This window comes from Mycolicibacterium sp. Y3, from assembly GCF_051188035.1.
GTDB lineage: Bacteria > Actinomycetota > Actinomycetes > Mycobacteriales > Mycobacteriaceae > Mycobacterium > Mycobacterium fluoranthenivorans.
Genome location: NZ_JAVQLT010000001.1, coordinates 4,552,116 through 4,570,491, shown reverse-complemented (window position 1 = coordinate 4,570,491; position 18,376 = coordinate 4,552,116). Strand labels below are relative to the sequence as shown.

General features: G+C 67.6%; 18 protein-coding genes. 11 read left to right on the top strand and 7 right to left on the bottom strand.

Annotated features, from left to right (window positions below; translation table 11 throughout):
* Both QN239_RS22345 and gatB read left to right on the top strand, forming a co-directional pair.
* Positions 1-1,032, top strand: coding sequence for an ATP-dependent 6-phosphofructokinase (locus tag QN239_RS22345; protein ID WP_167158290.1), 1,032 nt, complete (start codon positions 1-3; stop codon positions 1,030-1,032).
* A gap of 24 nt (positions 1,033-1,056) precedes the next feature.
* A complete protein-coding gene (gene gatB / locus QN239_RS22340) occupies positions 1,057-2,559 on the top strand; it encodes an Asp-tRNA(Asn)/Glu-tRNA(Gln) amidotransferase subunit GatB (RefSeq protein ID WP_499013657.1) in 1,503 nt (500 codons plus the stop codon).
* A 15-nt stretch (positions 2,560-2,574) separates the two neighbouring features.
* On the opposite strand, the gene QN239_RS22335 is transcribed toward gatB, so the two are convergent.
* Complete coding sequence (locus tag QN239_RS22335) at positions 2,575-3,705, bottom strand: PQQ-dependent sugar dehydrogenase (protein ID WP_499013655.1); 1,131 nt, start codon at positions 3,703-3,705, stop codon at positions 2,575-2,577.
* Between the two features lie 149 nt (positions 3,706-3,854).
* Between QN239_RS22335 and QN239_RS22330 the strand changes: the two genes are divergently transcribed.
* Entirely contained in the window at positions 3,855-4,676 is an 822-nt protein-coding gene (locus tag QN239_RS22330) for a DoxX family protein (protein ID WP_499013652.1), read from the top strand.
* Here the strand turns inward: QN239_RS22330 and QN239_RS22325 are convergent, their stop codons facing one another.
* Positions 4,677-5,093 carry a PH domain-containing protein gene (locus tag QN239_RS22325; protein WP_499013650.1) on the bottom strand — a complete coding sequence of 139 codons (417 nt, stop codon included), beginning with the start codon at positions 5,091-5,093 and terminating at the stop codon, positions 4,677-4,679. It lies immediately after the preceding gene.
* Between the two features lie 253 nt (positions 5,094-5,346).
* On the opposite strand from QN239_RS22325, the gene QN239_RS22320 reads away from it, so the two are divergent.
* From QN239_RS22320 to ilvC, 3 genes are read left to right on the top strand one after another with little or no spacing between them, the layout of a single operon-like run.
* Positions 5,347-7,197 carry an acetolactate synthase large subunit gene (locus tag QN239_RS22320; RefSeq protein ID WP_090356987.1) on the top strand — a complete coding sequence of 617 codons (1,851 nt, stop codon included), beginning with the start codon at positions 5,347-5,349 and terminating at the stop codon, positions 7,195-7,197.
* Positions 7,198-7,228: 31 nt separating this feature from the next.
* Positions 7,229-7,735, top strand: coding sequence for an acetolactate synthase small subunit (ilvN, locus tag QN239_RS22315; protein WP_090356986.1), 507 nt, complete (start codon positions 7,229-7,231; stop codon positions 7,733-7,735).
* A gap of 51 nt (positions 7,736-7,786) precedes the next feature.
* Entirely contained in the window at positions 7,787-8,800 is a 1,014-nt protein-coding gene (gene ilvC, locus QN239_RS22310) for a ketol-acid reductoisomerase (RefSeq protein ID WP_187098912.1), read from the top strand.
* A gap of 72 nt (positions 8,801-8,872) precedes the next feature.
* Here the strand turns inward: ilvC and QN239_RS22305 are convergent, their stop codons facing one another.
* Together QN239_RS22305 and QN239_RS22300 are read right to left on the bottom strand one after the other, a co-directional pair.
* Positions 8,873-9,298, bottom strand: a complete 426-nt coding sequence (locus tag QN239_RS22305; protein WP_499013646.1) for a hypothetical protein — start codon at positions 9,296-9,298, stop codon at positions 8,873-8,875.
* A 31-nt stretch (positions 9,299-9,329) separates the two neighbouring features.
* Positions 9,330-10,757, bottom strand: coding sequence for a phytoene desaturase family protein (locus QN239_RS22300; protein ID WP_499013644.1), 1,428 nt, complete (start codon positions 10,755-10,757; stop codon positions 9,330-9,332).
* A gap of 53 nt (positions 10,758-10,810) precedes the next feature.
* Between QN239_RS22300 and serA the strand changes: the two genes are divergently transcribed.
* The 3 genes from serA to QN239_RS22285 are packed head-to-tail and all read left to right on the top strand — an operon-like array spanning position 10,811 to position 14,067.
* On the top strand, positions 10,811-12,397 hold the full coding sequence (gene serA, locus QN239_RS22295) for a phosphoglycerate dehydrogenase (protein ID WP_499013642.1): 1,587 nt from the start codon (positions 10,811-10,813) through the stop codon (positions 12,395-12,397).
* The gene (locus QN239_RS22290; RefSeq protein WP_090356977.1) at positions 12,394-13,404 is read left to right on the top strand and encodes a 3-isopropylmalate dehydrogenase; all 1,011 of its coding nucleotides are present in this window, start codon (positions 12,394-12,396) and stop codon (positions 13,402-13,404) included. The genes serA and QN239_RS22290 overlap by 4 nt, the downstream gene beginning before the upstream one ends.
* 39 nt (positions 13,405-13,443) lie before the next feature.
* Positions 13,444-14,067 (top strand): hypothetical protein, encoded by a 624-nt coding sequence (locus QN239_RS22285; protein ID WP_499013640.1) that lies wholly within the window; start codon positions 13,444-13,446, stop codon positions 14,065-14,067.
* Here the strand turns inward: QN239_RS22285 and ahpD are convergent.
* Positions 14,012-14,545 carry an alkyl hydroperoxide reductase AhpD gene (gene ahpD, locus QN239_RS22280; protein WP_499013636.1) on the bottom strand — a complete coding sequence of 178 codons (534 nt, stop codon included), beginning with the start codon at positions 14,543-14,545 and terminating at the stop codon, positions 14,012-14,014. The genes QN239_RS22285 and ahpD overlap by 56 nt on opposite strands.
* Positions 14,546-14,547: 2 nt before the next feature.
* On the bottom strand, positions 14,548-15,135 hold the full coding sequence (locus tag QN239_RS22275) for a peroxiredoxin (RefSeq protein ID WP_499013632.1): 588 nt from the start codon (positions 15,133-15,135) through the stop codon (positions 14,548-14,550).
* Between the two features lie 186 nt (positions 15,136-15,321).
* Here QN239_RS22275 and QN239_RS22270 point away from each other — a divergent pair, with 186 nt between their 5' ends.
* The gene (locus QN239_RS22270; RefSeq protein ID WP_499016927.1) at positions 15,322-15,927 is read left to right on the top strand and encodes a dihydrofolate reductase family protein; all 606 of its coding nucleotides are present in this window, start codon (positions 15,322-15,324) and stop codon (positions 15,925-15,927) included.
* On the opposite strand, the gene QN239_RS22265 is transcribed toward QN239_RS22270, so the two are convergent.
* Positions 15,924-17,108 (bottom strand): MFS transporter, encoded by a 1,185-nt coding sequence (locus tag QN239_RS22265; protein WP_499013629.1) that lies wholly within the window; start codon positions 17,106-17,108, stop codon positions 15,924-15,926. The genes QN239_RS22270 and QN239_RS22265 overlap by 4 nt on opposite strands.
* A 100-nt stretch (positions 17,109-17,208) precedes the next feature.
* On the opposite strand from QN239_RS22265, the gene QN239_RS22260 reads away from it, so the two are divergent.
* Positions 17,209-18,372: an alpha/beta hydrolase family protein gene (locus QN239_RS22260; RefSeq protein ID WP_499013627.1), complete on the top strand. Its 1,164-nt coding sequence runs from the start codon at positions 17,209-17,211 to the stop codon at positions 18,370-18,372.
* The last annotated feature ends 4 nt before the right edge of the window (positions 18,373-18,376 follow it).

The following is an 18,376-nucleotide window of genomic DNA, read 5'->3' as shown; positions in this document are numbered from 1 at the left end:
ATGCGTATTGGCGTGCTGACTGGTGGTGGTGACTGTCCGGGGCTGAACGCCGTGATCAGGGCGGTGGTGCGGACCTGCGACCAGCGTTACGGATCCACGGTGGTCGGCTTCCTGGACGGATGGCGCGGCCTGCTGGAGGACCGACGGATCCAGCTGGCCAACGATGACCGCAACGACCGGCTGCTGGGCAAGGGCGGCACCATGCTGGGCACCGCACGGGTCAATCCCGACAAACTGCGGGCCGGTCTGGACCAGATCAAGCAGACGCTGGAGGACAACGGCATCGACGTGCTCATCCCGATCGGCGGGGAGGGCACACTGACCGCGGCGCACTGGCTGTCCGAGGAGAACGTGCCCGTGGTCGGGGTCCCGAAGACCATCGACAACGACATCGACTGCACCGACGTCACGTTCGGGCACGACACCGCGCTGCAGGTGGCCACGGACGCCATCGATCGGCTGCACAGCACGGCGGAGTCGCACCAGCGGGTCATGCTCGTCGAGGTGATGGGCCGGCACGCCGGCTGGATCGCGGTGAACGCGGGCTTGGCCACCGGTGCACACATGACTCTGATCCCCGAGCAACCCTTCGATGTCGAGGAAGTATGCCGGCTGGTCAAGAAGCGGTTCCAGCACGGCTCCTCGCACTTCATCTGCGTCGTCGCCGAGGGCGCCAAACCCGCCGAGGGCACCATGCAGCTCCGGCAGGGCGGCCTCGACGAGTTCGGCCACGAGCGATTCACCGGTGTGGCCCAGCAGCTGGCTCTTGAGGTGGAGAAGCGCATCAAGAAGGAGGTGCGCGTCACGGTGCTCGGCCACGTGCAGCGCGGCGGCACCCCGACGGCCTATGACCGGGTGCTGGCCACCCGGTTCGGCGTCAACGCCGCCGACGCCGCCCATGCCGGCGAGTTCGGCATGATGGTGTCGCTGCGCGGGCAGGACATCGGGCGGGTGCCCCTGGCGGACGCGGTGCAACAGCTCAAGCTGGTGCCGCAGAGCCGCTATGACGACGCTGCGGAATTCTTCGGCTGAGCTGCCCCCATTAGGATCGACGGCATGTCTGTCGATACCGCCGAACTCCTGGACTACGACGAGGTCATCGCCGCTTTCGATCCCGTCATGGGGATGGAGGTGCACGTCGAGCTGTCGACCGCGACGAAGATGTTCTGCGGTTGTGCCAACCAGTTCGGCGGCGAGCCCAACACGCAGGTGTGCCCGGTGTGCCTGGGTCTGCCCGGCGCACTGCCGGTGCTCAACGGATCGGCGGTGGAGTCGGCGATCCGGATCGGGCTGGCGCTGAACTGCGAGATCGCGCCGTGGGGCCGGTTCGCGCGGAAGAACTACTTCTACCCGGATCAGCCGAAGAACTACCAGATCTCGCAGTACGACGAACCGATCGCCGTCGACGGGTACCTGGACGTCCCGCTGGACGACGGCACCACCTTCCGGGTCCAGATCGAGCGTGCGCACATGGAGGAGGACACCGGCAAGCTGACCCACCTGGGCAGCGACACCGGCCGGATCTCCGGGGCGACCACCTCGCTGGCCGATTTCAACCGCGCCGGGGTGCCGCTGATCGAGATCGTCACCCGGCCGATCGAGGGCACCGGAGAACGCGCACCGGAGATCGCCCGCGCGTATGTCACGGCGTTGCGCGATCTGCTGCGCGCACTGGACGTCTCCGATGTGCGGATGGACCAGGGTTCGCTGCGCTGCGATGCCAACCTGTCGCTGAAACCGAAGGGCGCCAGTGAATTCGGTACCCGCACCGAGACCAAGAACGTGAACTCGCTCAAGAGTGTCGAGGTGGCGGTGCGCTACGAGATGCGCCGCCAGGCCGCGGTGCTGAGTGCCGGGGGCACCGTCACCCAGGAGACCCGGCACTTCCACGAATCCGGCCACACCACACCCGGGCGCAGCAAGGAGACCGCGCAGGACTACCGCTATTTCCCGGAGCCGGACCTGGAGCCGATCGCGCCCACTGCTGAATTGGTGGAGCGGCTGCGCACCACCATCCCGGAGCTTCCGTGGTTGGCGCGCAAGCGGATTCAGCAGGAGTGGGGCGTCTCCGACGAGGTGATGCGCGACCTGGTGAACAACGGTGCCATCGATATGGTGGCCGCCACCGTCGCGCACGGCGCCTCCAGCGAGGCCGCACGTGCGTGGTGGGGCAACTTCCTGGTGCAGAAGGCCAACGAGATCGGGGTGGCCGTATCCGATTTGGCCATCACGCCCAAGCAGGTGGCCGCGGTGGTCGAACTGGTCGACGGCGGCAAGTTGTCGAACAAGCTGGCCCGCCAGGTGGTTGAGGGTGTACTCGCCGGCGAGGGCGAACCCGAGCAGGTCATGAATGATCGCGGACTTGTTGTGGTGCGCGATGATTCACTGATCCAGGCCGCGGTCGACGAGGCCCTGGCCGCCAATCCCGATGTCGCCGACAAGATTCGGGCCGGCAAAGTGGCTGCGGCAGGCGCAATAGTCGGCGCGGTGATGAAGGCCACCAAGGGCCAGGCCGACGCCGCGCGGGTGCGCGAACTGGTGATCGCCGCGTGTAGTTAGGTCAGCCCGCCGCCATCACGTCTTGTCGGCGTTGCTGCGCGGGAAGCCGCCACCCGACGGGAACAGCGGGAACACCACGTCGTCGAGCTTCTCGGCGTCACCTGAGGTCTTGTTGATCGTGCCGCCCCAGACGTTGCCGTCCGGGGACACCGCGAGCCCCCAGGCGTGGCCGTGCTGATCCTGGCGCACCACCTCGGGCTCACCGGTCACCGCTCCGGTGTCGGGGGCCATCCGCACGGCGACGGTCTGTTTGGTGTTCACCAGATTCACCAGGACGGCGCCGTCGAGGGCGGCGCAGCCGGCCACCCCGGGCTTGTCCGGCCAGGACCACACCGTGGACACCTTGGAGTCCTTGGTGATCTTCTGCAGGCGGTCGCCGGTCGGGGTGCGATCGGTGATGTAGAGCGACCCGTCGGCCGGATCGGTGCACATCGAACCGGCCGCGCCAATCCCGGACAGGGCGGTCGTCGGCGGGGCCTGGTCGACGGTGGTGGGTTGCTCGATGCGCAGGATCTTGCCCGCCAGCGAGGCCGGGTCGTTGGCCAGCGCCGGGTTCCCGGCGTCGCCGGTCTGAACCACCAGCGTCGTCGGGCTGGTGAAGATCAGTGATCCCGCGTTGCCGGTGGTGCCCTTGGGGATTCCGGTCAGCAGCGGCTTGGGCACATCGCCGTCGGCGATGCGGATGACCCGGTTGTCGGTCGGGGTGCTGACGTAGGCGTACATCAGCCGGTCCTGTGAATAGGTGGGCGACAGCACGATGTCGAGCAGGCCGCCGTCGCCGGACGGGTCGACGGGGATGACGACCTTGACCTTCGGTTCGGCCTTGGTCGACACGGTCTTGACCGCGCCCGTCGTGCGTTCGGCCACCAGCGCGGACTGGCTGTCGGGAAGCATGATGAGGCCGCTGGTGCTCTCCAGGCAGCCCTGCATCACACCGGGGGCGGGGCACTCTTTGGGAAACGGTGCACCCGGCAGCGGCGGGGGAGGCGGCGGCGACGACGAGGGCGGGGCCTCCATCTGTGGCTCGGTGGTGAACGGCTGCGACTGCGCATCGTCGAACCGGGCGCATCCGACCGCTGCCACCATCACCGTGCACAGCACCGCAGCGCCTCGAAGCGCCGTCAGCGTAGGCCCGCCCTGTCTCATGCAGGCCAGACTACGGATGGATGCGCCGAACGCGCCAAGAAGGTGTCGGTCGCAACCCTGTGTCACGAGTGTGTATCGGTGTGGATACGTGCGCGTTTGTGTCGCGCCAATACCGAGTTACGGCGTGTCTTGCATTTACCCTGGCAACCGTGACCGCTGAACCTCATGGCATGACCGACTGGCAACGGCCGGCGTCGGCCCGGCTGGTCGACCCTGAAGACGACTTGCCCTCGTCGACGTACGGGGGCGATTTCGAGACTACGGCCATCCCGCGGTACGACACCGAGGGTTCCGCCAAACCGGAGCAGTCCGGTTATTCGCTGCTCGGCGAACCCGAACCCCTGCCCTATGTGTCCCCGGCGGCGCCGAACCCCTACGCGGCCGCACCGGCGGTGCCGACCGAGATCGGGCCGCACGACGCTGACCAGCGCATCCGCGCGGCGGGTCGGCGCGGTACCACCGACCTGGGCCTGTTCCTGCTGCGTGCCGGGCTGGGCGTGCTGCTCGTCATACACGGACTGCAGAAGGCGTTCGGTTGGTGGGGCGGCGCGGGCCTGAGCGGTTTCGAAGGTTCGCTCAACGAGCTGGGCTATCAGCACGCCGGCCTGATCACCTATGTCGCCGCGGGCGCGCAGGTCGGCGCGGGCGTGCTGCTGGTGCTCGGGCTGTTCACCCCGCTGGCCGCCGCGGCCGCGCTGGCGTACCTGATCAACGCGCTCCTGGCCGCCATCGCCGCGGCACCCGACCACAGTTTCGTCAGCTTCGTCGTACCGTCGGGCCATGAGCACCAGGTCACTCTCGTGCTGGTGGCGGCGGCGCTGACGCTGACCGGTCCGGGACGCTACGGGCTGGATGCCGGTAGGGGCTGGGCCCGTCGGCCGTTCGTCGGCTCGTTCCTGGCGCTGCTGCTGGGGATCGGTGTGGGCGTCGGCTTCTGGGTCCTGCTCAACGGCGCCAATCCGATCGCGTAGTTACTCGTAGGGGTTGGGCACCCGGCCACCGCTGGCCGCGGTGAGCAACGGCAACGTCGAGAAGGTCACCGCGGGCAGGACGAGCTCACTGCCGTCGGTGAGACGTGCGCGCGCCCAGGAACTCCTGGTGAACCGCAGGCCGTCGATCTCTTCCCAGCGCACCGTGCGGCTGCCCAGTAGCGTGCGCACCCGCACGTGGTCCCGGTCGGCCACCGTGCGGTATCGGAAGACGGCCGCCGCCAACAGGATCGGCAGGATCAACAGCACGGCGGCATAGCCCGGCCACGCGAAGATCAGGGCGAGCAGACCCAGGGTGAAGAAGCCCACCCCGAAATAGGCCATCGGGGAGATGCGGATGACGACGTCGGTCTGCGCACGAGCGGAACTCACCACGCCATCTTTGCACCGTGCCCGCATCGCGAATCCGGGCGTCGGGGACCGGTCAGGGCAATTTGACCTTTGACCAGTGCGCGGGCTACCGTCACTTGTTATGCAGAAGTCCGAGATTTCCGTAGTACTTGGTTGGCGCGTTGATGCCGCGCTGGCCCTCACTCGGGCATAGCACACAGCATCGACGCGCCAACCCTCGTACAGCGGACTCCGCTGACGGGGGTTTTTTCTTGCCCAAGTACCAGAACCGACAGATAACCAACCCGACGAAGAGGACATCGTGAGCGCTCCCACCACGCGGCCCCCCGAGCCCGCCCAGCGCGCAAACTCACCCGTGGCTGCGGCCAATCCCGTGACGCAGCCGAAACATGTTGCGCCCGTTGAACTCACCGGCGCGCAGTCGGTGGTGCGTTCGCTGGAAGAGATCGGCGTCGAGGTGATATTCGGTATCCCCGGCGGAGCGGTGCTGCCGGTCTACGACCCGCTGTACGACTCGATGAAGCTGCGCCATGTCCTGGTGCGGCACGAGCAGGGCGCCGGGCATGCCGCCAGCGGCTACGCCCACGCCACCGGCAAGGTCGGTGTGATGATGGCCACCTCGGGTCCCGGTGCCACCAACCTGGTCACCCCGCTGGCCGACGCCCAGATGGACTCCATCCCGGTGGTCGCGATCACCGGACAGGTCGGCCGCGCCCTGATCGGCACCGACGCCTTCCAGGAAGCCGATATCACCGGCATGACCATGCCGATCACCAAGCACAACTTCCTGGTGCGCGACGGCGACGACATCCCGCGGGTGATCGCCGAGGCCTTCCACATCGCCCAGTCGGGGCGACCCGGCGCGGTGCTCGTCGACATCCCCAAGGACATCCTGCAGGGCCAGTGCACCTTCTCCTGGCCGCCGGTGATGGACCTGCCCGGCTACAAGCCGAACACCAAGCCGCACAGCCGCCAGGTGCGCGAGGCCGCCAAGCTGATCGCCGAGGCCCGCAAACCGGTGCTCTACGTCGGTGGCGGCGTCATCCGCGGTGAGGCGACCGCCGAACTGATGGATCTGGCGGAACTGACCGGCATCCCGGTGGTCACCACCCTGATGGCCCGCGGTGCGTTCCCGGACAGCCACCCGCAGCACATGGGTATGCCGGGCATGCACGGCTCCGTCTCCGCGGTCGCCGCGCTGCAGAAGAGCGATCTGCTGATCGCACTGGGCACCCGCTTCGACGACCGGGTCACCGGCAAGCTGGACTCGTTCGCCCCGGATGCCCTGGTCATCCACGCCGATATCGACCCCGCCGAGATCGGCAAGAACCGGCACGCCGACGTGCCGATCGTGGGCGATGTCCGCAACGTCATCACCGATCTGCTGGAGGTGCTGCGCCGCGACGGCACCAACGCGGCGTCGCTGAAGCTGGACAACTGGTGGGAATACCTGTCCAGCATCAAGTCGACCTACCCGCTGAGCTACGGCCCGCAGAGCGACGGCAGCCTGAGCCCCGAGTTCGTCATCGAGAAGCTGGGTCAGATCGCCGGACCCGACGCGCTCTACGTCGCCGGCGTCGGCCAGCACCAGATGTGGGCCGCCCAGTTCGTCAAGTACGAGAACCCCAAGACGTGGCTGAACTCCGGCGGTCTGGGCACCATGGGCTTCGCGGTCCCGGCGGCCATGGGCGCCAAGTTCGGCCGGCCCGAGGCCGAGGTGTGGGCCATCGACGGCGACGGCTGCTTCCAGATGACCAATCAGGAACTGGCCACCTGTGCCATCGAGGGTGCGCCGATCAAGGTCGCGCTGATCAACAACGGCAACCTGGGCATGGTGCGGCAGTGGCAGACGCTGTTCTACGAGAAGCGGTACAGCCAGACGGATCTGTCGACGCACAGCCGCCGGATCCCGGATTTCCTGAAGCTGGCCGAGGCGCTGGGTTGCGTCGGATTGCGTTGCGAGCGTGAAGAAGACGTCGAAGATGTGATCAACCAGGCCCGTGCCATCAACGACCGGCCGGTGGTCATCGACTTCGTCGTCGGCAAGGACGCCCAGGTGTGGCCGATGGTCGCCGCCGGGACGAGCAACGACGAGATCCAGGCCGCCCGCGGAATCCGGCCGCTGTTCGACTCCGAAGAAGGGCACGCGTGATGAGCGCTTGCGCGAAGAACCGAGGAATCTGATGACCATCTCCACCCACACCCTGTCGGTGCTCGTCGAGGACAAACCCGGCGTCCTGGCGCGCGTCGCCTCGCTGTTCTCCCGGCGCGGATTCAACATCCAGTCCCTGGCGGTCGGCGCCACCGAGCAGAAGCACCTGTCCCGGATGACCATCGTCGTCCAGGTCGAGGACTTCCCGCTCGAACAGGTCACCAAGCAGCTCAACAAGCTGATCAACGTGATCAAGATCGTCGAACAGGACGAGGCTCAGTCGGTCTCGCGCGAGCTCGCGCTGATCAAGGTGCGCACCGATGCGACCACCCGCAGCCAGGTGATTGAAGCGGTCAACCTGTTCCGTGCCAAGGTGGTGGATGTGTCCACCGAGTCGCTGACCATCGAGGCCACCGGGACGCCGGAGAAGCTCGAGGCGTTTCTGCGGGTGCTCGAGCCGTACGGTATTCGGGAAATCGTGCAGTCCGGCATCGTCTCGCTGTCGCGCGGACCGCGCGGGATCGGCACCGCCAAATAGCTTCCATCGACACAGCTTCAACACGACCGAAAACAAGAGAAGGAAAAGTAAGTGGCAATCGAACTGTTCTACGACGACGACGCGGATCTGTCGATCATCCAGGGCCGCAAGGTCGCGGTGATCGGCTACGGCAGCCAGGGCCACGCCCATTCACTGTCACTGCGTGACTCGGGTGTGCAGGTCAAGGTCGGCCTGAAAGAGGGCTCGAAGTCCCGCGTCAAGGTCGAGGAGCAGGGCCTGGAGGTCGACACGCCGGCCGAGGTCGCCAAGTGGGCCGACGTGATCATGCTGCTGGCGCCCGACACGGCGCAGGCCGAGATCTTCAAGAACGACATCGAGCCGAACCTGGAGGACGGCAACGCGCTGTTCTTCGGCCACGGCCTGAACATCCACTTCGGTCTGATCAAGCCGCCGGCCAACGTCACCGTCGGCATGGTCGCCCCCAAGGGCCCCGGCCACCTGGTGCGCCGGCAGTTTGTCGACGGCAAGGGCGTGCCCGCCCTGATCGCCGTCGACCAGGACCCCAAGGGTGAGGGCCAGGCGCTGGCGCTGTCCTACGCGTCGGCCATCGGTGGCGGGCGTGCCGGTGTCATCAAGACCACCTTCAAGGAAGAGACCGAGACCGACCTGTTCGGTGAGCAGGCCGTGCTGTGCGGTGGCACCGAGGAGCTCATCAAGACCGGGTTCGAGGTCATGGTGGAGGCCGGTTACGCCCCCGAGATGGCGTACTTCGAGGTGCTGCACGAGCTCAAGCTCATCGTCGACCTGATCTACGAAGGCGGCATCGCCCGGATGAACTACTCGGTGAGCGACACCGCCGAGTTCGGTGGCTACCTGTCGGGCCCGCGGGTCATCGACGCCGACACCAAGAAGCGTATGCAGGACATCCTCAAGGACATCCAGGACGGCACCTTCGTCAAGCGTCTGGTCGCCAACGTCGAGAACGGCAACACCGAGCTCGAGGCCCTGCGCAAGGCCAACGCCGAGCACCCGATCGAGGTCACCGGCAAGAAGCTGCGCGACCTGATGAGCTGGGTCGACCGGCCGATCACCGAGACCGCGTAGGCTCTCCCAGCCCAACGGCCAGTTATTGCACGACGAACTCGAAAGAGCGTGCAATAACTGGCCTTTCGGCGTTCATGGGGTGGCTTCGTGGCCGTCGCGGCCCTTGGTGCGACGGTCCTCTTTCATCTCCGCCTCGTACACGTGACGCTTGCCGTCCATAAGGTCGTCACGGACCCTCTTCTCGTGTGCACGCAGGCGCGACCAGTAGTCGTCATCGAATTCCTCGACCACCTGGAATGTCCAGCGGCCCCGGATGACGTTGCGGCCGACCATATCCTGCGACAATCGGTCGGCGACCGCGCCGTGCCCGGCTTCGCGCAGGTCGTCGCACGCCTGCCCGAGCAGCAGGTCGGCGTGACCCATCAGCTGGTGAAACGAGTACAGGTGACCCCGCGCCCGTTCCACGTACTCGAGGGCCTCGGACACCTTGCCGACGGCCGCCACCGTCGCATCATCCACACCCGGTGGCCGGGCGTGCGCATCGTCGAGAGTGCTCACCGCAGGGGTATACCCACAACCTCCGGGCGGCTCACGGGGCCAGGGCCGGCAATTCCGCGATGCCGAACTCACGTCTGAGCACCGTGGCGGCCGCGTAGTACCCGGCCATCCCGTGCACACCGCCGCCGGGCGGGGTGGCCGAGGAACACAGATACGCCTTCGGGATGGGCGTGCTCCACGGATTCAGCCGCGGCGTCGGGCCGGCCAGTGCGCTGATCATGTTGTTGCCGCCCACCCCGATATCGCCGCCGACCAGATTCGCGTTGTGGTGGGCCAAGCGGGACGCCGGCACGCTGCGCGTCGCGACGACGATATCGCGGAAACCCGGGGCGAACCGCTCGAAGATCCCGGTCACCGCCTCGGCCATATCGCGCGACGAGCCATGCGGCACATGTGCATACGTCCACAGTGGACGCCGGCCCGCGGGGTCGATGCGACCCGGGTCGGCCACATGCGGCAGCGCGGCCAGCACCATCGGCCACTCGGCATGCCGGCCCGCCGCGATCTCCGCCTCGGCCAACGCCATCCGTTCCCGGCTGCCGCCGAGGTGAAGTGTCGGCGCCTGCGCCAGACGCTCGTCGCGCCAAGGGATTTCACCGGAGAGCACGAAATCGACCTTGGCCACTCCCGGCCCGTACCGGTAGCGCTGCAGGGCCCGGGTGTAACCGGAGGGCAGGGTGTCACCGTAGAGGGACAGCAATGCGGTGGGGGCGGTGTCGTAGAGCACCACACCGGCAGGCGGCGTGGTCACCTCCTCGCCGAGCACGAGTTCACCGCCGTGGGCGTGCAGGTCGGCCAGCAGCGCATCGACGATGGCCTGTGAGCCGCCGACCGGAATCGGCCAGCCCACCGCATGTCCGAGGGTGCCCAGCATCAGGCCTGCGCCGCTGGACACCAGCGACGGCATCGGGGCGATGGTATGGGCGGCGACACCGCTGAACAGGGCCCGGGCGTCGTCGCCGCGCAGCGTGCTCCACAACCGGCTGCCCTGGGCAAGCAGGCGAGGAGCCACCTTCGCCGCGGCGGAAAGCGGTGGCACCGAACGTTTGTTGCCGAGGATCAGCCGCACCACGGCATCGCTGTCGTCGACCAGCGGTCCCAGCAGCCGCCGCCACGACGGCCCGTGCTCGAGTTCGGCGCAGGTGCGGCCGATATCGCGATACCCGATCGCCGCGGGGCGGTCGGGCAGCGGGCTGGCGTAGGAGATCTCGGGCACCGCCAGCCGCACACCGCGTGCGGTGAGGTCGTAGTCGGCGAAGAACGGTGACGCCAGCGCCAGCGGATGCACCGCCGAACAGATGTCGTGGGTGATGCCGGGGAACTCGGCGTCGGGCAGGGTGCGCGCGCCGCCGCCGGCGGTCGGCTGGGCTTCGATCACTCGCACCGCGAGCCCGGCCCGGGCCAGGATCACGGCGGCGGACAGGCCGTTGGGTCCGGAGCCGACGACGGTGACGTCCATGGCACCAGAATGCCCGGTGTTTCGTCGATATTGCAGCCCACTATCCTTACCGCGTGAGTCTTCCCGTTGTACTGATCGCCGACAAGCTCGCCGAATCGACCGTTGCCGCCCTGGGTGACCAGGTAGAGGTCCGTTGGGTGGACGGCCCGGACCGCCCGAAGCTGCTGGCCGCGGTCACGGATGCCGACGCGCTGCTGGTGCGTTCGGCCACCACCGTCGACGCCGAGGTGCTGGCCGCCGCACCCAAGCTCAAGATCGTCGCCCGTGCCGGTGTCGGCCTGGACAACGTCGACGTCGACGCCGCCACCGCGCGCGGGGTGCTGGTCGTCAACGCGCCCACCTCCAACATCCACAGCGCCGCCGAGCATGCGCTGGCCCTGCTGCTCTCGGCCGCGCGCCAGATCCCGGCCGCCGATGCCACGCTGCGTGAGCACACCTGGAAGCGGTCGAAGTTCTCCGGCACCGAGATCTTCGGTAAGACTGTCGGCGTGGTGGGGCTGGGCCGTATCGGTCAGCTCGTCGCGCAGCGGCTGGCCGCCTTCGGCGCCCACATCACCGCGTACGACCCCTATGTCTCCCAGGCCCGTGCCGCGCAGCTGGGCATCGAACTGCTGCCGCTCGACGATCTGCTGGCGCGCGCCGATTTCATCTCGGTGCACCTGCCCAAGACCAAGGAAACCGCCGGCCTGCTCGGCAAGGAGAATCTGGCCAAGACCAAGCCCGGGGTCATCATCGTCAACGCCGCCCGTGGTGGCCTGATCGACGAGCAGGCCCTGGCCGACGCGATCACCAGTGGTCACGTGCGCGCCGCCGGGCTCGACGTGTTCGCCACCGAACCGTGCACCGACAGTCCGCTGTTCGAACTGCCCCAGGTGGTCGTCACCCCACACCTCGGCGCCTCGACCGAAGAGGCCCAGGACCGGGCCGGCACCGATGTGGCGGCCAGCGTGAAACTGGCCCTGGCCGGCGAGTTCGTGCCCGATGCCGTCAACGTCGGCGGTGGTGTGGTCGGCGAAGAGGTGGCGCCGTGGCTGGACCTGGTGCGCAAGCTCGGGTTGCTGGTCGGCTCGCTGTCCGATGGCGCGCCGGTATCGCTGGCCGTCCAGGTGCAAGGCGAGCTGGCCTCCGAGGATGTCGAGATCCTTCGCCTCTCGGCACTGCGCGGCCTGTTCTCGGCCGTCGTCGACGAGCAGGTGACGTTCGTCAACGCCCCCGCGCTGGCCGCCGAGCGCGGTGTGACCGCCGAGATCTCCACCGCGACCGAGAGCCCCAACCACCGCAGCGTCGTGGACGTGCGTGCGGTCTACGCCGACGGCAGCGCACTCAACGTGGCCGGCACTCTGTCGGGCCCGCAGCAGGTACAGAAACTCGTCCAGATCAACGGCCGCAACTTCGACCTGCGTGCCGAGGGTTTCAACCTGGTCGTCAACTACAGCGATCAGCCCGGTGCGCTCGGCAAGATCGGCACCGAACTCGGCGGGGCGGATGTCAACATCCTGGCCGCCCAGCTGAGCCAGGACGCCGGCGGTGAGAGCGCGACCATCATCCTGCGCCTGGATACCGATGTCCCCGAAAACGTGCGCGCCGCAATCGCCAAGGCGGTCGGCGCCACCACACTGGAAGTGGTTGACCTGTCGTGAAACTAGCTGTCATCGCCGGCGACGGTATCGGTCCCGAGGTCATCGCCGAGGCGCTCCAGGTGCTCGACACGGTGTTGCCGGGGGTGGAGCGCACCGAGTACGACCTGGGCGCACGGCGCTACCACGCGACCGGTGAGCTGCTCACCGAAGAGACGATCGAGGAACTGCGCGGCTACGACGCGATCCTGCTCGGTGCGATCGGTGATCCGTCGGTGCCCAGCGGCGTGCTGGAGCGCGGGCTGCTGCTCAAACTGCGTTTCGCGCTGGATCATCACGTCAACCTGCGTCCGGGCCGGTTGTACCCGGGTGTCACCAGCCCGCTGTCCGGTGTGACGGGTATCGACTTCGTCGTCGTGCGCGAAGGTACCGAGGGGCCCTACACCGGTAACGGCGGCGCGCTGCGTGTCGGTACCCCGCACGAGGTGGCCACCGAGGTGAGTGTGAACACCGCGTTCGGCGTCGAGCGTGTGGTGCGGGATGCGTTCGCGCGGGCCCAGTCCCGGCGCAAGCACCTGACGCTGGTGCACAAGACCAATGTGCTGACCTTCGCGGGCAGCCTGTGGTCGCGGGTGGTCGCCGAGGTCGGTGCGGAGTTCCCGGATGTCGAGGTCGCCTATCAGCACATCGACGCGGCCACCATCCACATGGTCACCGACCCGGGCCGGTTCGACGTGATCGTCACGGACAACCTGTTCGGCGACATCATCACCGACCTGTCGGCCGCGGTATGCGGCGGCATCGGACTGGCCGCCAGCGGCAACATCGACGCCACCCGCACCAACCCGTCGATGTTCGAACCGGTGCACGGCAGCGCACCCGATATCGCGGGCCAGGGCATCGCCGATCCGACTGCGGCCGTCATGAGTGTCGCCCTGCTGCTGGCCCATGTCGGCGAGGACGCCGCCGCCGCGCGGGTCGACAAGGCCGTCGCCGAGCATCTGGCCACCCGTGGGGACGAGAAGCTGTCCACCGCAGCAGTCGGCGAGCGGATCCGCGCGCTGCTCTAGCGGGTTTTGTAAGGTCCCCGTCATGGAGCAGGCCGGCTGATGGCCGACGTCGCAACGCTGCGCCGGCAGTGCTGGTTGTTCGCGGTCGGTTCCAGCTTATTCGCGGTCGGCACGGCACCCGGATTCACGGCGGTCGCCGGCGCCGGTGCGACGAATGTCCTGTGCTTCGCCGGATCGTGGTTCTTCACCACGGCCGCGTGGATGCAGCTGCGGCTTTCCGAACGCGGGACCGCGTGGTGGTCCTCGGCCATCCAGTTCGCCGGCACCATTCTGTTCAACGTCAGCACCGGCGCCTCGGTGTGGGCGCACACGGTGCACGGCGAGCGGCGCTATGTGTGGGCCCCGGATGCCACCGGGTCGCTGGCCTTCCTGATCTCGGGTGTGCTCGGGGTGATCGTGGTCGGCCTATGGGCGCCCAGATCGGTTGACTGGCAAGCCGAATGGATCAACCTGGTGGGCTGCGTCGCGTTCGGTGTGTCCGCAGTGGCGGCTTTCGTCACCAAGGCCGGGACGACCGAGGACATCGGGCTGGCCAACCTCGGCACTTTCGCCGGGGCACTCTGCTTCCTGGCTGCGGCGCTGCTGATCCTGCCGGGCCGGCGCGGGCTCAGACCGCCGCCAGCGCATCCGCCGTCGACAGCGCCTGGGCCACACCGGAGATGATGGACGCCAGCCGGATCGCCTCGAAGATGACGGTGCGGTCGACGCCGGCATCACGCAGCACGGTTTCATGCGCGGCCAGGCAGTGCCCACATCCGTTGATCGCCGAGACGGCCAGCGACCACAGCTCGAAATCCTCTTTGGCGACGCCCGGATTGGCGATGATGTTCATCCGCAGCCCGGCCCGCAGGTCGTCGTAACGCCCGTCGAGTTGGCCCTTCGTGCGGTAGAACACGTTGTTCATCCCCATGATCGCCGCGGCACCCAGCGCGGCGTGGTAGGCCTCGCCGGACAGGATGTCCAAGGCGTCCTCGGAGACCTCCCGAAGCAGGCGCTGCGATTTCGAGGCTGCGGCCGTCGCCACCAGTGCGCCCCACAGCTGCTGCTCGGACAGTTCGGTGCTGCGCGCGATACTGCCGAGGTTGAGCTTGAGGTCCTTGGCGTATTCGGGCAGCGCCTCTTTGATGTTGTCGAGCGACATGATCAGACCGCCTCTGCCAGCAGTTCGCCGGCATCGATGGTGGGATCGCCCTTGCGCCAGTTGCAGGCGCACAGTTCATCGGACTGCAGAGCATCGAGAACCCGCAGGACCTCGTCGACATTGCGCCCGACCGAACCCGCTGTCACAGAGACGAACTGGACCTCGTTGTTCGGGTCGACGATGAAGGTGGCGCGGTCGGCGACACCCTCGGAGTTGAGTACACCGGTGGCGGTGGCCAGTTCGCGCTTGAGGTCCGACACCATCGGGAAGGGCAGGGTCTTGAGGTCCTCGTGCTGGGCGCGCCACTGGAAGTGCACGAACTCGTTGTCCACCGAGACGCCGAGCACCTGGGCGTCTCGGTCTTCGAACTCGTCGTTGAGCTTGCCGAACGCCGCGATCTCGGTCGGGCAGACGAAGGTGAAATCCTTGGGCCAGAAGAACACGATTCGCCACTTGCCGGCATGGTCGGCGCTGGTGACCTTGGTGAAATAATCGTCGGGCTTCTTGGCGTCGACCTTGGAGAGGTCACCTCCGATGACGGCGGTGAGGTCATAAGCCGGGAACTGATCACCGATCGTGAGCAACGTCATCTGAACGTCCATCCCTTCCAAACTGGAATAATTCCAATATCTGCTGGACTCGATTCTGCGCGATCCGCCGCGGCTCGACAACATCTACCCTCGTGATTGTCGACACATGCGCGGCTTGAAAAGCAATGTGTGAATGCCTGTTTCGGTACCCCGATGACTTTCTCCGACGCGCCGGGTCTGACCATCATGGGACTGATTCAGATCGAACTCTTCGCCAGCCTCGACCTCGTCGGCCAGGCGCCGGGCGGCCCCGACGAGGATCCGGTGGGATTCGCCTTCGGTGGCTGGCAGGCCCCGCTGCTCGATGACGTCACCGGCGCACAGGTGGCTGCCGCATACGAAGGCACCGACGCCTTGTTGCTCGGAAGGCGGACCTATGACATCTTCGCGGCCTACTGGCCGCACCAGGACGGCGACTTCGCCGATCTGTTCAATCGCATCCCGAAGTACGTAGCCTCCCGCGGCAAGCCGAACCTCGCCTGGCCCGGGTCGACACAGCTCGGCCCGGATCTCGCCGGCGCGGTGCGCGAGATCCGGGACCGGCACGAGCACATCAGCGTCGTCGGCAGCCTGAATCTGGTGCAGACGCTGCTGCGCGAGAAGCTCTTCGACCGGCTCGATCTCTGGGTGCACCCGATCCTGCTCGGCTCCGGCAAGAAGATCTTCGACGGCGGTGCGGTGCCCTCGAACGTCACGCTGCTCGAACCGCCGGTGGCCGGTGCCAAGGGCACGGTGTATCTGCGCTACGGCCTGGCCGACGGCATACCCGCGACCGGGGATATGAGCGGTTAGTTCGGCGGGGGATCGGCGGGCACGAGCGGGATCGCGGCGACCGGGAACAGCGCGCAGACGGCGAAGGCCGCCGGATAGCCGAACACACCGATCAGTGCGCCGAACAACGGTGCGGCGGCGGCGGACGCCAGGTGCTGGCTGGTGTTCTGGGTGCCCAGTGCGCGGCCACTCCAGAACGGGCCGGCGATCTCCGCGATGGCCGTGAAGGCCAACCCGTTGTCGGACACCGTGATCACCGAGGCGATCACCACCAGTGCGACGCTGATGGGGGAGTGCAGCCAGTCGGTGACCGCGAGCAGTGCCATGGACGCCGCGGCGCCGGCGGCGATGGTGCGGATGGGTTTCAGCCGTGACCCGGCCACATCCGACCACCGGCCGGCGGCGATCCGGCCCGCGGCCCCCAGCACCTGAGCCGATGTCACCAGCAGACCGGCCGAGGCCGCCGACCAGCCGCGCGTGGTCATCAGCCACACCAAGGTGAACGTCCAGACCACCGACTGCGGCACCACCAGGAGTACGGACACGGCGTGGATACGCCAGAGCATCGACGATCCGCGATAGGGATTGGCCAGATGCTCGTCGAGGGCCTCGGCGCGCGGCGGCCGGGGCGGGTCGATGACCCCCACCAGACACATGCCGGCCGCCAACGCGCACACCACGGCTGGGAACAGCAATGCCGTTGCCACGCCTTGTGATTCGGCCAGTCGCGGGATCACCAGTGCCCCCAGTCCGACGCCGAGCGGGGTGGCGGTCTGCCGGATGCCCATCACCAGGCCGCGTTGTTCGGGCGGAAACCAGCCGACCACCAGCCGGCCACTGGCCGAATTGCTACTGGCCGCGGCCATTCCGCCGATCAACAGAAACGCGCCGACGGCGACAAGTGACTGCACCGAGGCCGCGGCGAAGGCCGCCCCTGCGGTCAGGGCCGAGCCCAGGCTCAACACCAGTCGTTCGCCGAACCGGTCGACGACATAGCCCCACAGGATCAACGTCGTCACCATGCCCAGGCTGGGCATCGCCGACAGCGTGCCCGCCCGCGCGAGATCGAGACCGCGTTCGGCGTGCAGTGTCGGGATGAGGAACGCGGCACCGTTGATGAAGACGTTGGCGCATGTGGTTGCGGTGAGCGCGATCACCAGCATGGACCAACGACGGACGGTGCCTATCGTCGTGGAGGGCATGCGGCCATGGTGCCACGCGCTTCCCAAAATATTGAATAATTTTCTCATTATATGGAACACGCGACACGTGTCCTAGCCTGGCGTGGTGAACCTGTGCAGTGTGACCGCCGTATTGCTGGCATTCGGGATCGTCGCCGCCACCCCGGCGGCCGCGGCGACCGACTCAGACTGGTCCGGGCTGGACGCGCGCCACTACGACGCCCCGATTCCGGCGCCCGGCAACCTGATCACGTCGGTGCCGCTGAATCCCGCGCTGAGCGTCCCGGGGGCGGCGCACGCATATCGGATTCTGTATTCCACAGTGAACCAACATGATTCGCCCGCCGTCAGTACAGCCGCGGTGTTCGTGCCGCGCGGCGAGGCGCCCGACGGTGGCTGGCCCGTGATTGCGTGGGCGCACGGCACGGTCGGGTTGGGCGATGACTGCGCGCCGTCCGTGCAACCCCGCAGCGAGCGTGACGACGAATACCTTTCGCACTGGCTCGAGCAGGGTTACGTGGTGGTCGGGTCGGACTACGCCGGGCTCGGCACGCCCGGCCTGATGAGCTATCTCAACAGCGTGGCCACCGCACACGGCGTCGTCGACTCGGTGATCGCCAGCCACCAGCTGGATCTGCCGCTGTCGCCGAAATGGGCCATCGTCGGCCAGTCCCAGGGTGGCGGGGCGGCGGTCAACAGTGCCCGCTGGGCCACCCAGTTCACCCGTGGCACCGGCCTGGACTACCGCGGCGTGGTCGCCACCGGGACACCGTTCAACGTCGAGAGCATCGTCGCCCAGGCGGGACCGCAGATGGCACTGCCACCGAACCTGGGGCCGGCCGCCAACAGCTACACCGCCTACATCCTGGCGGGCCTGCGTGACGCCCGGCCGGACCTGGACATCGACAGCGTGCTGACCCCGGCCGGGCGCGATGCGGTGCACAAGGCGCAATCTCTCTGCAAGGGTCAGCTGGATCAGGCCTTGGCGGGTATGACGCCGCCCGCCTTCTTCGATGCGCCGCTGGCGACCCTGCCCGGTGTCGCCGACGCGCTGGACGCCTATATGGGAACGCCCACCAGCGGCTATGACCGGCCGATCTTCCTCGGAGTGGGCCTGCAGGACAAGGACGTACCGCCCGCGCTGTCCATCCAGCTCGATGACCGGCTGCGGGCGCAGGGCCAGGACGTCACGCTCAAGATCTACCCGGACGCCGACCATTCGGGCACCGTGCTGGCATCGATGGCGGACTCCACCCCGTTTCTGCAGGCCCAGCTCGCTCACTAGGCTG